Here is a 20,066-nt window from a genome sequence, read left to right as displayed (position 1 = left end):
CCACCACCGAACTGGAGAAGGGTCAGGCCGTCAGCTTGACGGCTGACCAACTGTCGTCGTCCCACATGCGCGCGCCAGCGGTGAGGTTGCCCCTTCCATCGCCGTTGTAGAGATGCAGGGTCCCGTCACCCCAGACGGCGGCGAGGTCTGTTTTGCCGTCTCCAGAGAAGTCGCCGGGGATGAGGTGGGTGATGGGGGCCCAGGTGGCGCCGTCGATCATCTGCTTGCCGGCGGTCAGTTTGCCGTTGCCGTCGCCGATGTAAGAGTGCAGGGTGCCGTCGCTCCATTCGGCCAGAATGTCGGCGTTGCCATCGCTCGTGTAATCGCCTGCAGCGATGAGCTTCACCCCGCTCCACGTGTCGTTGCTCCACATGGAGATTGGTGCGGAGATGTTGCCCTGGCCGTCACCACGGTAGAGGTGGAGGGTTCCGTCGCCCCATATCGCGACGAGGTCGGTCTTACCGTCGCCGTTGAAGTCACCGGAGATGATCTGCTTGACCGTCCCCCATGTCTGCAAGCCGTACAGAGCCTGACTGGCGGTGTTCAGACCACCGGTGCCGGTGCCGGTGTACAGCCGTAGGGAGCCGTCTGCCCATTCGCCGACGACATCGCCTTTTCCGTCGCCGTTGAAGTCTCCGGAGACCATGATTTTGATGGCGCTCCAGGTGGAGTCCCAGATCTGTTTGCCGGCGGTGAGCTGGCCCTCCCCTTCGCCGGTGTAAAGGTGCAGGGTGCCGTCGTTCCATTCAGCGAGGATGTCGGCCTGACCGTCGCTGGTGAAATCGTCACTGGGATTGATGGTCTGCACACGGCTGCCGGCTGACAGGGTTCCTGCACCAGTGTCGGCAGCGTAGTAGAAAACATTTTCTACGGCTTGCGAGTCGACTGCCCACAGAGTGGGGGAGCCGTTGCCGGCATTGGCGCCTCCGGCGGAGAAGAGTGCGGAATGAGCGGCTGAGGACCAGCCAGATGTGGCAGTGACGGTCTTTGTGCTGAGAGCAGAGCCGGCGGGGGCGTCGTCCCGTGCAGTAAACAGATCAAGTTCGCCGCTTGAGGTGTCCCTGGCCCACAGTGCCGGGTAGCCGCCGACGACGCCTGCGTAGGCGATGGTCTTGTTCTGCCAGCCAGTGGCCAGGAGGTCGGCGCTGCCGAAGTCGCCCGACGCCGCAGTCCCACGAAGCCAGTAGAGCTTGCCTTCGTTAGTGACGATCCACAGATTCGGTTCAGCGGCGGTGGCGTACTGGGAGTCATCGGCGGCAACCTGCTTCACATCGGACCACGTGAAGGGTGCGTTGTCGAGGGTCGCCGCATGTGTTATGCCCGAGTCGAGTGAGCAACCCCCTTGTGTCATCGAACAAGGCAGTGGCTCAGCGTCGCCGTTACCCGCGTAAATGCCCGCCCGCCCGGTTTTCGTGACGAACAGGATGTCCTGCTCAAAACCATGGAGAAATGTCCCGACGGCGATTTTCGCGTCCGTGAAGTCGGTGCTGTCTCCGTCACGATCGACGAGGTTCACGGGACCAGCGAGGTCTCCGGTGCCGGTGGCCGGGTACAGTCGCAGATTTCCGTCGGCTCCGGAGGTGATGAGGTCGGGTTTGCCGTCTCCGGACAGGTCGCCGGTGACGTCCGTTGTCGTGGGCGATTGAGTGTTGAAGGCGAAACCGAAGGGGCCCGACTGGTTGCCGGCGCCGTCGATCGCGTACACGTACAAAACGTCGTAAATAAACCCAAGTGGCACTGCGAACAGTTGGGTCGTCTGTCCGTTGGGCTTCGCGGTGATGGTGTGCGGCGGATTGACCGTCGGAGGCGCCGTGCCCCAGTTATAGGCGTACTTGACGGTGTCCTTGCCGTTTGAGGGAGGGTGGATGTCGAATTCGATCTGCGACCTGGCGGGCGGCGCAGGAGCGCCATCTGGGATGGCGGGAGAGTCGACGGTGGGCGTGCCGGGGGCTGTGGCGTCGACCTTGAAGGCATAGGTCTTCACCGCGGAGGTGTACTTGCCGTCGTCGGCCTGCGCGGTCCAGGTGTAGTTACCGGTGGGAAGGTAGCCGACCTTCCAGCCGATGGTCCCGCTTTGCGTGACGGTGGTGGACGGTACGACGGGCTGGGAAGGGGAGCCGCTTACCGGGTAGACCGTGTTGCCGCTGGTGTCTTTGCCTCTCAGCGTGAACTTCGCCTGAATCGGTGCACCTTGGTCGGCGTCGGTGACGTAGGCGTTGAGGGTGACCGTGGTGTGGCCGATCGTGGCGCCGTCTGGGCTCGTGCTGGCGGAGGAGACCACGGGGGCCGTGTCGTATTCCACGCTCAGCGTGGGGTTGTTCGAGAAGCGTCGGAAGTAGACGTCGTTGGACTCGTCGGCTGCGACCATGGCGAACGCGACGGCGTGCCAGTTCCCGGAGGCGGCCTTGGTGAGGGCGTCAGTGACGTCGAAGCCCTTGGACTGCGCGTTGACACAGGCCGACCCGAAGCTCTGCGTGTCCTGCGATGTTCCCAGGCTCGGCTTGGTGTTCCACGTGGTGCTGCCGTCGATGGCGCCGGTCAAGTAGGTGCGGACGTCGGAGGAGACCGAGCAGGAGGCTGAATACACTTCCATGGCCTTGAACGTGGCATTGACCACGTGTGCCTGGCTGTTCCACAAGCGGGGGTCTACCTGGAACTGGAAGTACGCCTCTTCCTTCCCCATACAGCCGCTGTAGTCGTTCATGCCGACACCGGGCGTGTTGTACGGAACGGTGGAGGAGTTCAGGGCGTTCTTGTCGGGGCACCCTTGCTGCACCTCGTCGTACGCCGTCTTGGGGTCCGAGGCGTAGGTCGGGTTCCAGGACGGGTCGATGTAGACCGGATAGCGGGTCTGTGATCCGTGCAGGATGCTGCCGTCAGGCTTCAGCGTCAGACGGCCGGCGGACACGCTCGCAGGAATGTGCGCGACGTGCGCTCCCTGCCCAGGGGCCTCGGCTCCGGATTCTTCGGCTCCGGAGCGTTCCGCGCCGGAAGGCGACGTGCTCGATGGGCGACCGGACGACGTGGCAGCGGCGGCCAGGGTCTTCAGAGCGGCGGGAGTGGTCGGGGCTGAGCCGGTGTCGCCGGTCGAAGTGGTGCTGGAGTCCCACATCATGGCGGCGGGTGACGTGAAGAAGACGGCGCTGGTGGAGTCGCTGGCCTTGAGGTTGCCGGCCGCGTCTGCGGTCACGGTCAGGCCGGTGGCACTGGTTTTGAGGACGACGCTGGCGAGTTGCGGGTCGTCCGCCGCTGCTGCGTTCTTGACCACGAGCACTTCGGAGAACCCACCGAGCGGGCTGACGGTCGCTCGCAGATCAACGCCTGGGAGCACCTCGGAGTAGGTGGCGGTGTCGCCGGACACCGTGGGCGTGGGCAGGGACCCTGGCCAGGAGATCTCCAGGCGCTTGCCCATCGAGGTCAGCACAGCCAAAGGGCCGTTCCCGCCGTCGGAGAGATCGATCCCTGAGGGAACCGCGGCCGGTGCGAGTCTGCCGTCGGAGGCGGGACGCAGTGAGGGATCGACCGCTTCCCATCCGTCGTCCTTCCGGATCCTGGTCGGATAGAGGGACTGATTCAGCGTCAGTGTCCCCGAGGGGTTCGCCGTGACCGTCTCGGTGGGCGTGGTGAGATCCGGAATGTCTACCGGTTTGCCCGTCTCCTCAGCCTTTGCGATCGCTTCGGCGGGGGTCGGACTGGCCGTGCCCGTCGACGCGGAGTTCGGGGTGCCGTCGGAGAGCGCCCACGCGGTTCCTGCGGACGGCAGTCCGAGCCCTGCGGTCAGCAACGCCGCGGTGAGTGCGCTCGTCAGGCCGGGTGCTGAACCTCTGCTGCGGCGTCGTGACAGACGGATGGATACGGGCATGCGCCCCCCTCGATCGAACCAGCGATGCGTGCTGTGCGGGCAGTCGGCGGCACGCACGACACGTGGCGCAGCTCGCATGGCGTGTGATGCCTTGTAGTGCATGTGCGAACTTGCCGTGCCGGTAGATCTTCGCTGCCGGTTCACCAAGAGATCGCCAAAGGATGATCAAGGATCTTCACACGTCTTCCGTGTCATCTTCACGGATGTGTACGGTGCGCTGGTTTCTGTGATCAATAGAGGGGACTTCGTGGTGATGCCCGCACGGGGAGGGGTCGTCCATCGACTCGGTGGACACGGCGGGGAGTTGAGGCGAAGGGTGACCGTCCCTGCGGTCGCGCTGTTCAGCTTGCTGGCGTCCACGCTCGTCGCCCCCACGGTGGCCGAAGCAGTCGGCTCGCACTTGCCCCAGGCCCCTCGGGTCCACTCGGTGACCGTTCACGACGTCCCCGCCGTCGGGCGGCGCCTGACACGGAACATACCGAGCTGGAAACCCCGCAAGGTCTCGTGGCCCGCGGTGGGAACGGCGACCGTCGCCTTGAAGGAGCCCGCCTCTCGGCCGGCGTCGTCGGCTGGCGAAGCGGGTAAGTCGCCCAGCTCCTCCACCGTGGGGGGCTGGTCCTGGGCCGGCGGACTGCCCATCGAGGCCGCACCGGCAGTGAGTGCGCCCAAGGACGCAGTGCAGGTCCCGGCGAAGGTGACCTTCCAACTCCGAGATCGGGCCGCCGCGCAACGCCTGGGCGTCAACGGCTTGTTGTTCACTGCGGGAGTCCCGAAGGGCGGAGGCGGAGGCGGCGGCAAGGTCGCGGTGTCGGTCGACTACTCCGCGTTCGGGGATGCCTTCGGTGGTGACTGGTCCTCGCGGCTGCGCCTGGTCGAGCTGCCGGCCTGTGCCCTGACCACGCCGGCCAAGCCCGCCTGCCGCGTGCAGACACCCGTCCGCGGCGCCAACGACGCCGCCGCCTCGCGGCTCACCGGGACCGTCGAACTCGCGAAGCCAAGCGTGTCCGCGACCGCAAGAAGCGCGGCGTCCGCCTCCGCGGTCACGGTGATGGCCGCGACCTCCGACAGCTCCAGCGGCGCGGGCGACTACTCGGCGACTCCCTTCGCGCCCTCCGGGTCGTGGAGCGCGGGGGGCAACAGCGGTGACTTCACCTACTCCTACCCCGTCAGCGTGCCCCCGTCGCCGGGTGGCCTGACGCCCGACGTCGGCCTGAGCTACTCCGCGCAGTCCGTCGACGGCCGGATGACCTCGACGGACAACCAGCCGAGCTGGGTCGGCGAGGGCTGGGACTACTCTCCGGGCGCGGTGACCCGCTCGTACGTGCCGTGCAAGGACGACCCGGCCGGCACGGCTCCGAAGACCTCCGACCTGTGCTGGGACGGGCAGATCCTGCACATCGTCTTCGACGGCCATTCCCAGGACATCGTCTACGACGCCTCCGTGCCCACGCACTGGAAGCTGTCCGACGACACCACGGCCAAGGTCGAGTTCGTCGTCGCCGGGAACACCACGCAGAACGACACCTACGACGGCGACTACTGGAAGATCACCTCCAACGGCCGGATCTACTACTACGGCCGCAACACCATTCCGGGTTACGGCGCCACGAACTCCGCGTGGACCGCTCCGGTCTACGGCGCCCACTCCGGTGACCCGTGCTACAACGCGACCTTCGCCAAGGCGTCCTGCAAGCAGGCATGGCAGTGGAACCTCGACGAGGTCGTCGATGTCCACGGCAACGCGATGGTCTACTACTACGGCACCCACACCAATTACTACGGCGCCGACGGCGCCACCACCGGCGTGAAGTACACCCGCGCGGGCTGGCTGGACCACATCGACTACGGGCTCGGCAACGGCTCCACCGTCGCCCCGCAGCGCGTGCAGTTCGTCACCGACTGGCGCTGCACCGCCTCCACCTGCCTTCCCATCGACTCCCACACCTCGAGCTGGCCGGACGTCCCCTGGGACCTGAACTGCAACAGCGGCGCCGCCTGTTCGATCCATTCGCCGACGTTCTTCTCGACCAAGCGCCTGACGTCCATCAAGACGCAGATCCTGTCCGACCCGACGGCCAAGACGTACAGCGACGTCGACACTTACGCCCTCGCGCACAGCTTCCCGAACCCGAACGACGGCAACGAGAAGCCGGCACTGTGGCTGGACTCGATCACGCACACCGGCGCCAACGGCACGCCGATCACCCTGCCCGCGGTGAAGTTCACGCCGATCAATCTGGCCAACCGGTTCAACGTCCGCAGCGGCTACGCCAACCTCAACAAGTTCCGCATATCCGGGATCGCGACCGAGAGCGGCGACGCCATCAGCGTCAACTACCAAGCGCCCACCGGTTGCAGCACCAGCACCGTCCCGTCGACGAACACCACCCAGTGCTTCCCGGTGTACTGGACCCCGTACGGCCAGACGACGCCGATCCTGGACTGGTTCGACAAATACGTCGTCGCCTCGGTCAGCGACAACGACAACACTGGCGCCTCCGCCGGTACCGTCACCTCGTACAAGTACACCGGCAAGGCGGCCTGGCACTACGACGACAACGAGATCGTCAAGCCCAAGTTCCGTACCTACGCCCAGTGGCGTGGCTACTCCGAGGTGGAGACCCGTACCGGCACGTCCACCGACGGTCAGACCCTCACCCACACCATCTACTACCAGGGCATGAACGGCGACACCATGCCCTCCGGCACCCGCTCCGCAAGCGTCGTGCTGTCCAACGACGTCCCCGTGCCCGGCGCTGTGAAGTCCGTCCCCGACACCGCCCAGCTCGCCGGCAGTCCACGCGAATCCATCGTCTACAAGGGCAGCGGCGGATCGCCGGCCAACGCGACGGTCAGCTCCTACTGGGTCAGCGGCCCCACCGCGACCCGTAGCCGCAGCGGACTGCCGGCCCTGACGGCGAACATGGTGCGCCCCGCCCAGACCATCACCACCACGGCGATCACGTCGAAGTCGACCGCGACCTGGCGGACCACCCAGGCCACCAGCTCCTACGACAAGACCAGCGGCCTGCTCCGCTACGTCGACGACAAGGGCGACGTCAGCGTCCCCGCGCAGGAGACGTGCACCACCGACAAGTACGCGCCCGGACTCGATAGCTGGAACCTGACCGACCTCGTCGGCGAAGTCGAGATGGACGCCGGACCGTGCGGCGCCGGCGACTCCAGCACCTCCGACGGCCTCGGCTACCCGTCGGCGAACCGCCCTGCGGACGTCGTCTCCGACATCCGCACGTACTACGACACACCCGCCCCCACCGACACCACCGTATGGCCGATGAACATCCCGGCCAGTCAGTCCACGCCGACCCTGGGCGAGCCCACCCTCGTCGCGACCGCGGACGGCTACAGCAGCGGCTCCTTCACCTACGAGGTGAACTCCGTCTCCGACTACGACGCCTGGGGACGTCCGACCTCGGCCTGGGACGCGCTGGGCGACAGGACGCGAACCGCCTACACCACCGCCAATGGTCAGACGACGAAGGTCACGGTGACCAACGCCAAGCTCCAGACCTCCTCGACCACCCTCGACCCGGCCCGCGGCTCCACCACGGCCACCACCGACGCGAACAACGCCGAGACGGACACCGCCTACGACGGCCTCGGGCGCGTCACCGCGACCTGGCTTCCGGGCCGCGACAAGGCCACGCAGTCGGCCGACTACACGTACGCCTACCAGGTATCGGCCACCAGCCCCTCCTCCGTCACCACCAAGGAACTGCAAGAGGACGGCGGTTACGCCACTGGCACCCGGCTCTACGACGGCCTGCTGCGACTGCGTCAGACCCAGTCGCAGACCCCGCAGGGCGGACGCCTGCTGACCGACGCCTACTACGACAGCCACGGCTGGACCTACAAGACCAACCACGGTTACTGGGACGGCTCCAGCAGCCCCAACACCACCCTGGTCGCCACGACCGATCCCCAGGTCACCAACCAGGAGATCACTACCTTCGACGGCCTGGGCCAGCCGGTCAGAACCGTTTCCCAGTACAAGGGCACGGCCAAGGAGACCACCCGCACCGTCTACGGCGGCGACCAGGTCACAGTCATCCCGCCCACCGGCGGAACCCCCACCACCACCGTCACCGACGGCCGGGGCCGCACCGTGGAGACCGACGCCTACGCGAGCATGCCCACCGTCACCGGCGATCAGGTCACCGGCGGCAGCCCCGAGGCGACGACCTTCACCTACGACGCCGTCGGCAGCCACGGCAAGATGACGGCCATCACCGACCCCGCGCTCAACCAGCGCACGTTCACCTACGACCTTCTCGGCCAGAAGGTCCGCCAGACCGACCCCGACACCGGCACCACGTCCATGGGCTACGACGCCGACGGGCGCCTGAAGTGGACCAAGGACGGCCGCGGCAGCACGGTCTCGCTGGACTACGACGTCCTGGGACGCAAGACCGCCGAATACGACGGAGCGGACTCCTCCGCCCCGAAGCTGGCCGACTGGGCCTACGACGCCCCCACCGTCCCCAACAGCGCCGGCCACGAGACCTCCTCCACGCACTACGACGCCGACCACAACGCCTTCACCACGGCAGTCACCGGCTACAACGTCCACGGCGACCCGACAGGCACCACGACCACCGTCCCGGACAGCGTCACCGGACTGGCCGGCGCCTACACCTACGCCTTCAGCTACACCCCGACGCTCGGCCTGCCGCTGTCCACCAGCTACCCGGCCGCGGGCAACCTGCCCGCCGAGAAGGTCTACACCGGCTACAACAGCCTCGGCCTGCCCACCAGCGTCGGCGGCCTGTCCACCTACACCTCCGACACCCACTACGACGCCTACTCCCGCGTCTCCCAGACGTCGGTCGGCACCCTGGCCAACACCGCGGCGTTCACCGACACCTACGACGACCACACCGGCGCACTCAACAACGCCAACGTCAGCCGCAGCACCGCGCCCCAGACCGTCCAGGACACCACCTACACCCGCGACCTGGCCGGCAACGTCACCCGCATCACCGACAACCGGCTCGGCTCAGCCAGCGACACCCAGTGCTTCCGCTACAACCTGCTCGGCCGCATGACCGACGCCTGGACCGGAACCGACGCCTGCGCCGGTGCTCCCAGCACCACGGGCGCCACCCCCACCGTCGGCGGACCCGACCCCTACTGGAGCACCTGGACCTTCGATGCCAACGGCAACCGCGCCACCCAGGTCCAGCACGCCGTCGCCGGTCAGACCGGGGACACCACCACCGACTACAGCTACGGAAAGCCCGGCGCCCCGACGCAGCAGCCGGACACGCTCACCGGAACAAGCACCACTCACGCCGACCACACCGTCACCGACGACGCCTACACCTACGACGACTCGGGCAACACCGCCACCCGCACCACCACACCCGGCACCGACACCCTTCACTGGGACGACGAAGGCAAACTGACCAGCCTGAAGTCCACCGGCCAGGACAACCCCACCACCTACGCCTACGACGCCGACGGCAGTCAACTCCTGCGCACGGACCCCGACGGCAAGAAGACTCTCTTCCTGCCCGGCCAGGAAGTCACCTACGACCCCGCGGGCGGCGGCGCCCTCTCCGGCACCCGGTACATATCCCTGCCCGGCGGCGTCACCTGCACCCGCACCGGCGCCGGCGCCGCCTACAACTACGTCGCCTCCAACGACCAAGCCACCGGCACGGCCAGCCTCAACTCCACCGCACAGACCCCGACTTTCCGTCTCTTCGACCCCTACGGCAACCCCCGCGGCTCCCAGCCCGGCTCCTGGCCCGGCGACAAGGGCTTCATCGGCGGCACCGAGGACGAGACGACCGGTCTCACTCATCTCGGCGCCCGCGACTACGACCCCGCCCTCGGCCGCTTCGTCTCCGCCGACCCCCTCTTCGAAGCCACCGACCCCAACCAGATCGGCGGCTACGCCTACGCCGGGGACAACCCCGTCACCAGCAGCGACCCCACCGGGCTGATGGAGACATGCGGCGCCTACGGAACCGCCTGTTACCCGGACGACTGGAACAACGACGGCTCCCCGAACCAGGACAACGACCGCTCCACCAACGAAGACGACGACCACAGCTACTGCACCACGCATTCATGCGGTTCCCCGTCGAGTGGCAGCAGCAGCGGAAACAGCGGCGGTCGGAACAGTGGCGGGACCGGCCATCGCAGCGGAAACGGAAAGCACCAAGACCACCACGGCAGTTGGCTGGACCACTTCGGTGGCGCGGGGCACTGGATCTCCGAGCACGGGCCGGCACTCGGGGGCATGGGCGCCGAGCTTCTCACCGGCGCCGGCTGCTACGCCGGCAGCGTAGCCGGTGCGCCGGAGACGGGCGGAGCGAGTCTGGCCGGAGTGGCCCTGTGCGGTGCGGCCGCCGCGGACGCCGGCACAGTGACCGAGGAATGGCTCAGCGGCGGCGTCAGCACCAGCGACTCCCTCAAGGATCAGGCCACTTCGATGGCCTGGGGCGCCACCCTCGCACTGGGCGGCGAACTCGCCGCCGAGAAGCTGGCGATGCGGGCCGCACGCGGCTCGTGCAACAGCTTCCTTCCCGCAGCCGATGTACTCCTCGCCGACGGCACGAAGAAGGACATCGCGTCAGTCAAGATCGGCGACCGAGTCCTCGCCACAGACCCCGTCTCGGGAACAGCGAAAGCCGAGAAGGTCACCGACGTCATCGTCACCAAGGCCGACAAGGACTTCACCGACCTCACCGTCCACACCGAGGCCGGCGACAGCACCCTCACCTCCACTCAGCACCACCCCTACTGGGACAGCACCCGCCGTCAGTGGGTCAACGCAGCCGACCTGAAGCCCGGCGAACACCTCCGCCAGCCCGACGCCGCTCCCCTCACCATCACCGCCGTACGCAACTACCACCGCACGTCCGTGACCTACAACCTCACGGTCGATCGACTCCACACGTACTATGTGCTGGCGGGGGCGACGCCGATTCTGGTGCACAACTGCCCGGAAGACTTGACGCCTGACTATGCGAGAAAGGCATATAAGCGTCCAACGACGGGAGTTCGCAACGCGGCAATTGCAAAGTCTCCAACCTGTCCGTACTGCGACGCTTCTCCCTCAACCGAGTTTGAGCACGTCGATCCCCAAAAGGGTGACTGGGACCGAGGCGGATGGCTTAGCAGTCGAGACGTTCGCTCTCGGCGAGTAAATGACCCAGGCAACACAACAGGAGCTTGCAGGCCGTGTAATGCAAGCAAGCAGGACAAGTCGCTGGGTGAAGGATCTGGGCAATGGTGGCCCAATGCATGGCCGTCCGGTGTATGGTGGCCTTTCGGAGGTAAACCATGATCAGTCACGTCAATGTTCAGTCCTACTACAGAGAGAATTGGGGCGATCCGGAGAGGGAGGCTGAGTTTCAAAAAGATGAGTATGTAATTGGCGTACTCAAATGGCGAGCAAGTGCTTCTACTCAGGGTGTGAATATATATGCCACCATGGGGGCGAGCGACTATTCGCTGCCAAGCTTCGAAGTGGAGCATCGTCAAGAATTTTTCGTTGGGCTAGCTCCTGAGTGCGACGATATCGCCAGCCCGCTCGCCAGGCTTGGAATCTACGCGCAGATGGCTGGCAAGAGTCTAGGTGCCGGTCACGTCTACAGTGCTCCGCAAGGCCTCGTGGAAGGGACTGAATTCAGCGGCTTCGTCCTTCTTGCGCCACTTGATGGTGTGCCTGCACCGGTTAATCTTCTCGATGGTCGGCACGTTGAATTCCTCATGGCGATTCCCGCCTTTCGGGACGAGCTTGAATATGCTTCCGAACATGGGGTTAATGGCCTCATGGAAGCGATGGAGTCGTCGCAGGTCCCATTCTGGAACCCTGCTAGGCGATCAGTCTTTCCTCCCAGAAGGGGATCAGAGCCTCAGAACTAATTCGTCCTCGCCCGAGCGAGCACTGCACCTTTTTGCATTCTGTTTTGCCAGGTGAAATGGACTGGGCGGCGGGTGTGGTGACGAGGCAGGACCCCTCGGCGTGGAGTCTTCTTCGACATCTCCGACCACTGCCTGCCCGATTCCGGCCTTGACTGCGCCTCGTCCAAGATGACGACGGCCAACGCCGCGTACTGACCCGACGCACCTGTGGACCACACCTGCGCCTCCAGCGGGGCCTGCAACAATCACGGGCCGGCGTTCTTCAGCAGAACGGGAACCCGGTCTCTGGAGCCAAGGTTGACCCGTTGTCCAGTTTTATGGCGAAGACGGCACGGCGCGGCACCAATTCGGCGAGCAGCGACGAGGTTCAGCGGCATCGGTGGGACCGTCGTTCAAACGTTCATAACCCGCGCAGGTGATTCAAGCTGCGCCTTTGAGGTCATGTCGACAACCGATCGGCGGGTGGCGAAGGGCGGGGATGACTCCTCCGACGTCCACTATCTTTTCAACACTCAGGCGCTCGTCGAACTACGTTAGATGCGTCCCGGCTCGAACGGAATCCTTTTGTCTGACGCCAGGAAGAGGCTAGACAGGTTCCATAACTTTGTTCGCCGCCTCCTGAGACGCGCCCGGCAGAGCGCTAGCGATTGCGGCTTCCTGGACGACCTTTTCTTTCTCCGCATTCGTGAGTCGGTTCCCTTCACCGTCGCTCTGCACCAGACGAGTTCCGGTGCGATTTCCCCGTACGGCCAGGTCGCCGCTGCGATCTTGGTCGCAGTGGAGACCGGTTTCCCAGGTCCATCCGTGGGCGCACTCACCTGCCTCCCGGCACTGACCGACTTCGCCCAGATGGTGCGCGACGGTTGGCTTGGCACGAGGCGTTTACCCCTCAAGGTGGCCTTGGGCTGGGTAGAGGCCATGATCGACACGGCTGGTGTTGCGTTGATGGTCGTAAACTTCAGTCTCCAGCAGCGTGGCAACGGCTCGGGTATCAAGACGCGGGTGTAGGCGATCATGAGGACACTACCAGTGGGAAGGCAACCATCCATGGCCACCTCGGGGGCGGACATACCTCGTCAGGTAACGCAGGTGCGCGAGCAACTGTACGAGACATTTGACGGAGTGATAGATGACAGCGATATTGCCCACTTCCGCGGGGGCAACTACGAACAGCGCTTCCTCTCCCGTGCCCTCGCCGCCCTAGCGGTACGACGCGTGGCCAAGTGCAGCGTGGCCGAGGCGGCTCGGTTCGTGACGGATGGCATAGCAGACCAGGGAATGGATGCCATCGCTCCCCTGCCGGAGAGCAAGCAGGCTCTGCTGGTACAAGCGAAGTGGAGCGATAAGGGTACGGCGACCTTTGATGTAGACGCGGCCAAAGCGATGGTTGACGGTCTTAACCGAATCGAGAACGAGCTGTACGACCAGTTCAACGAGCGTGCCGGCACCCTCGCCCTGGAGGCCAGGCCGTTCATTGTCAACGAGAGAGCCACTCTAGTCATCGCGCTGATGGGTACCGTGGAGCCCTCTCCGCCCGCACGCGAGGTTCTCGACAATGCTCTGGACGAGTTCAACAAGCACGGTGCCCGATTGAGCATCGAGGTGCTGTATGCCGCGGACTTCCATGACCAAATCCATGCGGATCTTCGGCCCGAGCCGATCCGTCTGGCCGTACGCCTTGATGATTGGTACCAGCAGAAAGGCCCGCTCGAGGCCTATCAGGGAACGGTCTCCGCAGAGAGCGTCGCTGAGTGGTACGAGACGCACGGTACCGGTCTGTTCGAACAGAATCTCCGGGCCCCGCTCGGGACCACCGTCACCAATGTGGAGATCGGTCAGACCCTTACGTCCGATCCCACCAGATTCTGGCACTTGAACAACGGCATCACCATGATCTGCGACTCGCTTACGGCTAAGCACGACAGCGCCAAGGCACCGCAGAGCAGGCCGACCACTCTCACCGTGACAGGAGCGAGCATCGTCAACGGTGCTCAGACAGTGCGGGCAGTCGCCAGAGCCATTCATGACGACGGTGAGGCGGCGGCTCATGCCACTTTGAGCATCAAGGTCATCAATACACACGAGGACCGGAAGTTCGGCGTGCAGGTCTCGCAGGCGGCGAACCGGCAGAACGCCATTGAGCAGCGCGATCACATCGCGCTCGAACCCGTACACCAGGCGATCAAGGCCAACCTACGCGCCGAGCTGCGCAAGCAGTACGTGATCAAGCGGGGCGAGCCGGTCGCCGCGCCCGAGACCGGTTGTTCACTGGACGAACTCGCCCTTGCCCTGGCCTGTCTACACCCGGAGGCAGAACAGGCCGCCCGGGCTGCCAGTTCCATGGAAAATCTTTGGGAGCAGGGTTCCAAAGGCAGCCACACTGTACTGTTCAAACGCGAACCCTCCCCGCAGAAGGTGTGGCGCTCCGTACTCACGCTGCGCGCGGCACGGAGCGCGGTCTACGAACTGGGCAGTGGGAAGAACAGCCGCGAGGCTGCGACTGCAGAGCATGGAGGCTTTCTGGTCACCCACTTGATATTCCAGCACCTCGGTGCCACGAGTATAGATGACCCCGACTTCGACTGGGACAGCGAGGTGTTGGAGAAAATTCCTGCCCTGGTGCCGGAACTGGTCCGCCGACTGACCCATCAGATCGTGACTGGTTATGGGTCGCGTCCCCAGATCAGGACTGCTTTCCAGACCGCGGAGACATGCAGGGAACTGGCGAAGAGTGTTCTCGGCGATTTGGCCGATGGTGTCGCCGTTCCCGAACCTTCCACGAAGGAGCGCAAGCCGCGTCGCCGGAACACCGTTCCGCTCCTGGTCGACCGGCGTGTCATCAAGGATGGAGCCCCGCTCCGGTACGAAGCCCTGAACGAGCCCGAGCGTGACGCCATGGAAGAGTGGCTTGTTGAAGACGAAAAGCGACCCCAGGCCACCTGGGTTAATCACCGAACCAAACCGATCTTGTGGGCGTACGACGAGCAGCAGTACTCGCCGTCCGGTCTGGTGTCGAAGATGTGGGCGGATGCCGACTGGGACGAGCGCCCCGTGGCCAATCAGGGAACGGCTCGCTGGTACCAGTCGGATGGTTTGAGTCTGTGGAACTTGGCTCAGCGGATCTACGGCGAAGAGGCGGAAGATGAGGTCTGACGGCAGGTGCGCGGCGCTGGCGGGAGGTCAGTAATGGGACGCCCTACCGGACTGCGCAGGCGGTTCAAGGGGTTGCTCGGCACTTCCCGTGGGGCGACGTCAGGATGTGGGGTTCCCGTAGTAGGGGACTGGGTTCCGGGTCGCACAGGGCGGCACGGCCTCGCGGGTGCGTAGGCCAGGCGGTACGAGGTCGGGGCGGATATCACCGCCGCGATCCCGTTCCGGATGACCATGGTCGTCTTCGAGATCGCAAATGACGGCACGCTCACGCGGCCTAGCCCTGTCACTTGCTTGCCGCTGTCGCGGGTGTAAAGGGGCCGGCTCCTCGGGAGTCGGCTTCTGCGCCATCACCATGGCGATCGGTGTCGGCTTGCCTGACGTAGATGTCATAAATGGGTCAGGTCCTCGTAGACGGTGGAGCGGTGCCCGACGGAGGCGATCCATACCGCCACTCCTCCCTCGTCGATCGTGGAGACGACGCGGTAATAGCCGACGCGCAGGTGGCGGTGCAGGCGTTCGGACTGGGGCACGCGCATGGACTGTGTGGGGAGCGGTTGCGTCATGTGCTCACCAGTGCAAAGTGTTCCATGGGTGTACAGAGAGCACCTTCGTGGAAGCGAGGCCGCCAGCTCATCAGGCTTCTTCGCCGCAGGTTCGTTCGCGGTCGCTGGTGAACGCGAACGGGAACGATCACCGAGGGGGCGCAGTCCGTTACGTGGTTCGAGGTGCTCGTCTGGGCTTTCGTTCTTCCAGTTCCTGCTCCTCCACGAGTTCGAGCATCGGCTTGCCGGGTTGGCAGACCATGGTGGCGAGGAAGCGGAGGGGGGTGTCGGTGCGGTGGTTGGCGTCTGAGTAGTGGATCACGTCGCCTCCCGGTTCCCAGAAGGCTTCGCCCGCGCGGATCACCCTCGCCGGCTCTCCCTCCAGTTCGAAGAGCATCTCGCCCTCCAGCACGTAGCCGAAGACCGGGCCGGAATGCCGGTGGGGAGGGGTTCCGGGGTCTCCGGGGGGAAACTCGACCCGCGCCGTGCAGACGTGCGCGCCCTCCGGGAAGGCGGGGGGCGCCGCCTCGTGGATCACGGTCACCGCGCTCTTCCAGGCGTCGGAGCCGTGCTCGTGCCGCGCGGACGGGCGCGGCGTGGACTCGTCGTTCCGGGACATCGCGCTACCTCCGTCCAGGCTCCCGGACGGGGAGCCGATCGGTCGGTCAGGGGCGTGGCCGGAGCAGTGCGACCGGAGCGGCGACTCCTGCCGCTCGTTCGGCCGCTCGCTCCCTGTCCGGCGTCTCACGCGTCTCAGGCGCCGTGCTTCAGCCACTGCGGGTAGGACGTGGAGCCGAGGCGGGCGCCCGGCGGCGCGACGACGGCGTCCCGCGGGACCTGCCCGAACAGTCCCGCCGTCTCGTCGACGACCACGTGGCGTCCGTCGGGGCGGGCCTGGAGGGTGAGGCGTCCGAGGGCGTCGAGCGGGTACGCCGTGGGGCCCGCGACGTTGATCACGCCATTCAGCGCGGGCCCGGTCGCGACCTCGGCCAGCGTGTCGACCACGTCGTCGACGGCGACCGGCTGGATCCGGGTCGTGGGCAGCCGCACGGCGTCGCCGTCGCTGGTCCACGACAGGATCGACTCGATGAACTCCATGAACTGCGTGGCCCGCACGATCGAATACGGAACCGGGCCCGCCTCGACCAGGCGCTCCTGGAGCAGCTTTGCCTCGTAGTACGGCACATCCGCTGCGTCATCGATCCCGACGATGGACAGCAGCACCACGTTGCGCACGCCCGCCTGGGCCGCCGCGTGCAGGAGCGTCTCCGTCGTCGTCCGGAAGAAGGCGACGGCGGCTTCGTCGAAGCTGGGCGCGTCGATGGCGTTGACGACCGCGCCGGCGTCGGCCAGCGCCTCCGGCACGCCCTCGCCGGTCAGGAGGTCCACTCCGGTGGAACGGTCGTGCGTCGTGATCTCGTTCTCGGTCCTCCGCAGCTTCTCCACCAGCCGTGATCCGACGAAACCGCCCGCCCCCATGACAGCGATCTTCATCCGAGGGATCCTCTCCAGGCGCCGGGTCTCTGAACCGTCCTTTCAGCATAAGCACGACAAATCGAAGGAGGGCGAATGGAGGACGAGCGGGAGGCGAGGGGGAGGACGGCCCGTGCCCCCTGCGCCCCGCGCGCTCGCCCGCTAGCGCGGAGACCTCCCCTACGCCCGCGCCAGCCCCGACTTCAGCCCCGCTCCGCACAGCGGCACCACCGCCGACTTGCCGCCGAGGGCGCCCTGCCGCGCGGCCGCCCAACTGGCCGCGCCCGTCGTCTCGACGTAGAGGCCGCGCGAGGCCAGGTCCAGTTGGGCGTGGCGGATCTGATCCTCGGTCACGGTCAGGAAGGCGCCGCCCGAGTCCCGTACGGCGCGCAGGATCTGACGGGCCCGGGGCGGCCGGGTGATCGCGATGCCCTCGGCGAGCGTGGGCGCCGCGGCCGTCGTCCCGGTCAGCTCCTCGGCGCCCGCCTCCCACGCGTGGGCCAGCGGTGCGACGGCCGCCGCCTGCACGCCCCACAGCGCGGGCCGCCGGTCCAGCAGCCCCGCCCCGAACAGCTCGGAGACCGCCAGCGCCGCGCCGAGCAGCAGCGTGCCGTTGCCCACCGGCAGCACCAGCACGTCGGGCAGCCGGCCGCCGAGGTCCTCCCACAGCTCGTGGACGTAGGTCTTGGTGCCGTGCAGGAAGTACGGGTTGTAGACGTGCGAGGCGTAGAACGTGTCGGGCTCGTCCGCGGCGCGCCGTGCGGCCGCGGCCGCCGCCTCGCGGCCGCCGTCGACTGTCTCCACCCGGGCGCCGTGCGCCTCCATCTGCTCCAGCTTCTTCGCCGACGTGCCCAGCGGGACGTAGACGGTGCAGGGCAGTCGGGCGCGGGCGCAGTACGCCGCGACGGACGTGCCCGCGTTGCCGCTGCTGTCCGCGACCACCCGGCGCGGTCCGGCCCGCAGCGCCAGTTCGGCCAGCATCACCGCGCCCCGGTCCTTGAACGACAGCGTCGGCGTCATGTAGTCCAGCTTCGCCGAGACCGTGTCCGTCAGTGACACCAGCGGAGTGCGCCCCTCGCCCAGGGAGATCGACGGCTGCGACAGCGGCAGCGTCTCGGCGTAGCGCCACAGCGAGTTCACCCGCCCGGTGAGGGACTTCAGTGTGGCCGGGGTCGGGGAGAAGTCGAGGTCCAGAGGGCCGTGGCAGGACGGGCAGCACCAGGCGAGGGAGGCGCCGGGGACGCGGACGCCGTCGAGGGGGCAGTAACGGTCCGGCAGAGGTGTCATGTGCGCAGGTTATGCGGCGGTTACGTCCGCGTACGAGCATGACGGCGCGCGCTCGTCGAGGGAGTGGAGGCGACCTGACGGCGCCTCGTCGGCCCCGGCACGGCGTCCGGCGGTCTCCGCCGTCGGCGGGGCTCCGCCGCGCTCGCGCGGCCGCCGAGTCGGCGCACAGGTGTGACGCGTGGGGGAGCGGGGCGAAAACGCCTGGATGATGCGTCCCGACCGCGTGAGTCACTGCATCGAGTGATTCTCTGGCCTTTGCTTGCACGTTCAAACCCTCGGTTGTCAGGCTGTTGCTGTTTGTGCAACCTGATGGGAGTGGCCAGTGACTTTCGGTGAGCAGCCGGCGTATCTGCGCGTCGCGGGCGACCTTCGCAAGAAGATCGTCGACGGTCAGCTCCCCCCGCACACCCGGCTCCCCTCCCAGGCGAGGATCCGCGAGGAGTACGGCGTCTCGGACACGGTCGCTCTGGAGGCCCGCAAGGTGCTGATGGCCGAGGGACTGGTCGAGGGGCGGTCCGGCTCGGGGACGTACGTGCGCGAGCGGCCGGTGCCGCGCCGGGTGGCCCGCTCCGGCTACCGGCCGACCCTCGGGGCCACGCCGTTCCGGCAGGAGCAGGCCGACGCCGAGGCGCGCGGCACCTGGGAGTCGAGCAGCGCGCAGACCGCGGCGAGCGGGGCCATCGCCGAGCGGCTCGGCATCCAGCCCGGCGAGCGCGTCATGTGCACCATGTACGTCTTCCGGGACGCCGGCGAGGCGATGATGCTCTCCACCTCCTGGGAGCCGCTCGCGCTCACCGGCCGCACGCCCGTCATGCTCCCCGAGGAGGGCCCGTTGGGCGGCATGGGCGTCGTCGAGCGGATGCGCGCCATCGACGTCATCGTGGACAACGTCACCGAGGAGGTCGGCGCCCGCCCCGGCCTCGCCGAGGAGCTGTTCACCCTGGGCGGCGTCCCGGGCCATGTCGTGGTGGTCGTCCAGCGCACCTTCTACGCCTCCGGCCGCCCCGTGGAGACGGCCGACGTCGTGATCCCCGCCGACCGGTTCCGGGTGGCCTACCACCTCCCGGTGAGGTAGGACGGGGCGGCGGGAGGCGCCGCTGCGGCGCGGTCCGCCGCCGGGGCCCCCCGATGTCGTCGGCCCGCGCCCGCTTAGGACGGGGCGGCTGGGGCGTCGCCGCGCGGTCCGCCGCCGGGGCCGTCCCGACGTCGCCGGCCCGCGCCCGCCCACGTCGCCTCGACCCGTGGATCCGCGCGCGGTGGTGCGCACCCCGCGAGACTCTGCTCTCGCGCGCGGGCGTGCGCCCCGAAGGACTCTATCCGCGCGGCCGCCCTCGGCCGGGCGGGCGCCGGGCGGGGGATTCCGGCCTTTCTCGCAGGTCGTCCGCCCTGACCGCGGCACGCCGCTGACCGTGTACACCGTCCTCGCGCACGGCGCGTTCGTCGCCGTGCGCTCCCCGCGTCCTGGCCGGTTGCCCACCCCTTGGTGAAAAGTCGTGTTCGCTGAGTGAAGGTAGGGCGTAGGCTCGGGCATATGCGCGACGCGGCTTTCGGGGCGGCGGGGGCGCGAGGGGGGCCGTGACGGGACCCGTACAGCGGGAAGGAGCAGTGGGGCGGGATGAACGACAGCGCGATCACTCTTCCCTGGCTCGTCGTGCGGCAGGACGACAACGGCAACCGCTACCGCGTCGGCCGGTTCGCCACCGAGGCCGAGGCCCAGCGGATCGCGGACAGCTTCGACAGCCGCGGGCACAAGCAGCTCTACTGGGTCGAGCGCCTTGAGGGGAACGGGGAAGACGGCGCCGCCGGTTGATCCCCGTAGAGCCGCCGACCGGACTCCATCCTCGCCTCCC

11 protein-coding genes are annotated in these 20,066 nt (G+C 67.0%); 6 read left to right on the top strand and 5 right to left on the bottom strand.

Features of this window, described 5'->3' with window-relative positions; genetic code table 11:
• Positions 1-22: 22 nt before the first annotated feature.
• Positions 23-3,862: an FG-GAP-like repeat-containing protein gene (locus ABZ861_RS01485; protein WP_361621772.1), complete on the bottom strand. Its 3,840-nt coding sequence runs from the start codon at positions 3,860-3,862 to the stop codon at positions 23-25.
• 676 nt (positions 3,863-4,538) lie between these two features.
• Here ABZ861_RS01485 and ABZ861_RS01480 point away from each other — a divergent pair.
• The 4 genes from ABZ861_RS01480 to ABZ861_RS01465 all read left to right on the top strand — a co-directional run bounded on the left by ABZ861_RS01480 (position 4,539) and on the right by ABZ861_RS01465 (position 14,914).
• Complete coding sequence (locus ABZ861_RS01480; protein ID WP_361621769.1) at positions 4,539-11,180, top strand: RHS repeat-associated core domain-containing protein; 6,642 nt, start codon at positions 4,539-4,541, stop codon at positions 11,178-11,180.
• Positions 11,177-11,761 carry a suppressor of fused domain protein gene (locus ABZ861_RS01475; protein ID WP_361621766.1) on the top strand — a complete coding sequence of 195 codons (585 nt, stop codon included), beginning with the start codon at positions 11,177-11,179 and terminating at the stop codon, positions 11,759-11,761. Before ABZ861_RS01480 ends, ABZ861_RS01475 begins: the two co-directional genes overlap by 4 nt.
• Before the next feature lie 804 nt (positions 11,762-12,565).
• On the top strand, positions 12,566-12,769 hold the full coding sequence (locus ABZ861_RS01470) for a hypothetical protein (protein ID WP_361621763.1): 204 nt from the start codon (positions 12,566-12,568) through the stop codon (positions 12,767-12,769).
• Positions 12,770-12,850: 81 nt separating this feature from the next.
• On the top strand, positions 12,851-14,914 hold the full coding sequence (locus tag ABZ861_RS01465) for an AIPR family protein (protein ID WP_361621760.1): 2,064 nt from the start codon (positions 12,851-12,853) through the stop codon (positions 14,912-14,914).
• Between the two features lie 386 nt (positions 14,915-15,300).
• On the opposite strand, the gene ABZ861_RS01460 is transcribed toward ABZ861_RS01465, so the two are convergent.
• From ABZ861_RS01460 to ABZ861_RS01445, 4 genes are all read right to left on the bottom strand, one after another.
• Positions 15,301-15,477: a hypothetical protein gene (locus ABZ861_RS01460; protein ID WP_361621757.1), complete on the bottom strand. Its 177-nt coding sequence runs from the start codon at positions 15,475-15,477 to the stop codon at positions 15,301-15,303.
• Positions 15,478-15,625: 148 nt separating this feature from the next.
• Entirely contained in the window at positions 15,626-16,075 is a 450-nt protein-coding gene (locus ABZ861_RS01455) for a cupin domain-containing protein (RefSeq protein WP_361621754.1), read from the bottom strand.
• Between the two features lie 134 nt (positions 16,076-16,209).
• The gene (locus tag ABZ861_RS01450) at positions 16,210-16,950 is read right to left on the bottom strand and encodes an NAD(P)H-binding protein (RefSeq protein WP_361621751.1); all 741 of its coding nucleotides are present in this window, start codon (positions 16,948-16,950) and stop codon (positions 16,210-16,212) included.
• A 159-nt stretch (positions 16,951-17,109) separates the two neighbouring features.
• Positions 17,110-18,216, bottom strand: coding sequence for a threonine synthase (locus tag ABZ861_RS01445; protein ID WP_361621748.1), 1,107 nt, complete (start codon positions 18,214-18,216; stop codon positions 17,110-17,112).
• Between the two features lie 322 nt (positions 18,217-18,538).
• On the opposite strand from ABZ861_RS01445, the gene ABZ861_RS01440 reads away from it, so the two are divergent.
• The gene (locus tag ABZ861_RS01440; protein ID WP_361621745.1) at positions 18,539-19,291 is read left to right on the top strand and encodes a GntR family transcriptional regulator; all 753 of its coding nucleotides are present in this window, start codon (positions 18,539-18,541) and stop codon (positions 19,289-19,291) included.
• A 540-nt stretch (positions 19,292-19,831) separates the two neighbouring features.
• The gene (locus ABZ861_RS01435) at positions 19,832-20,026 is read left to right on the top strand and encodes an SPOR domain-containing protein (RefSeq protein WP_361621742.1); all 195 of its coding nucleotides are present in this window, start codon (positions 19,832-19,834) and stop codon (positions 20,024-20,026) included.
• Positions 20,027-20,066 lie beyond the last annotated feature (40 nt).

The organism is Streptomyces sp. NPDC046985 (assembly GCF_040644415.1).
Taxonomy (GTDB): domain Bacteria; phylum Actinomycetota; class Actinomycetes; order Streptomycetales; family Streptomycetaceae; genus Streptomyces.
Note: the sequence above shows the minus strand (reverse complement) of the source record. Positions and strands in the feature narration are given on the sequence as shown.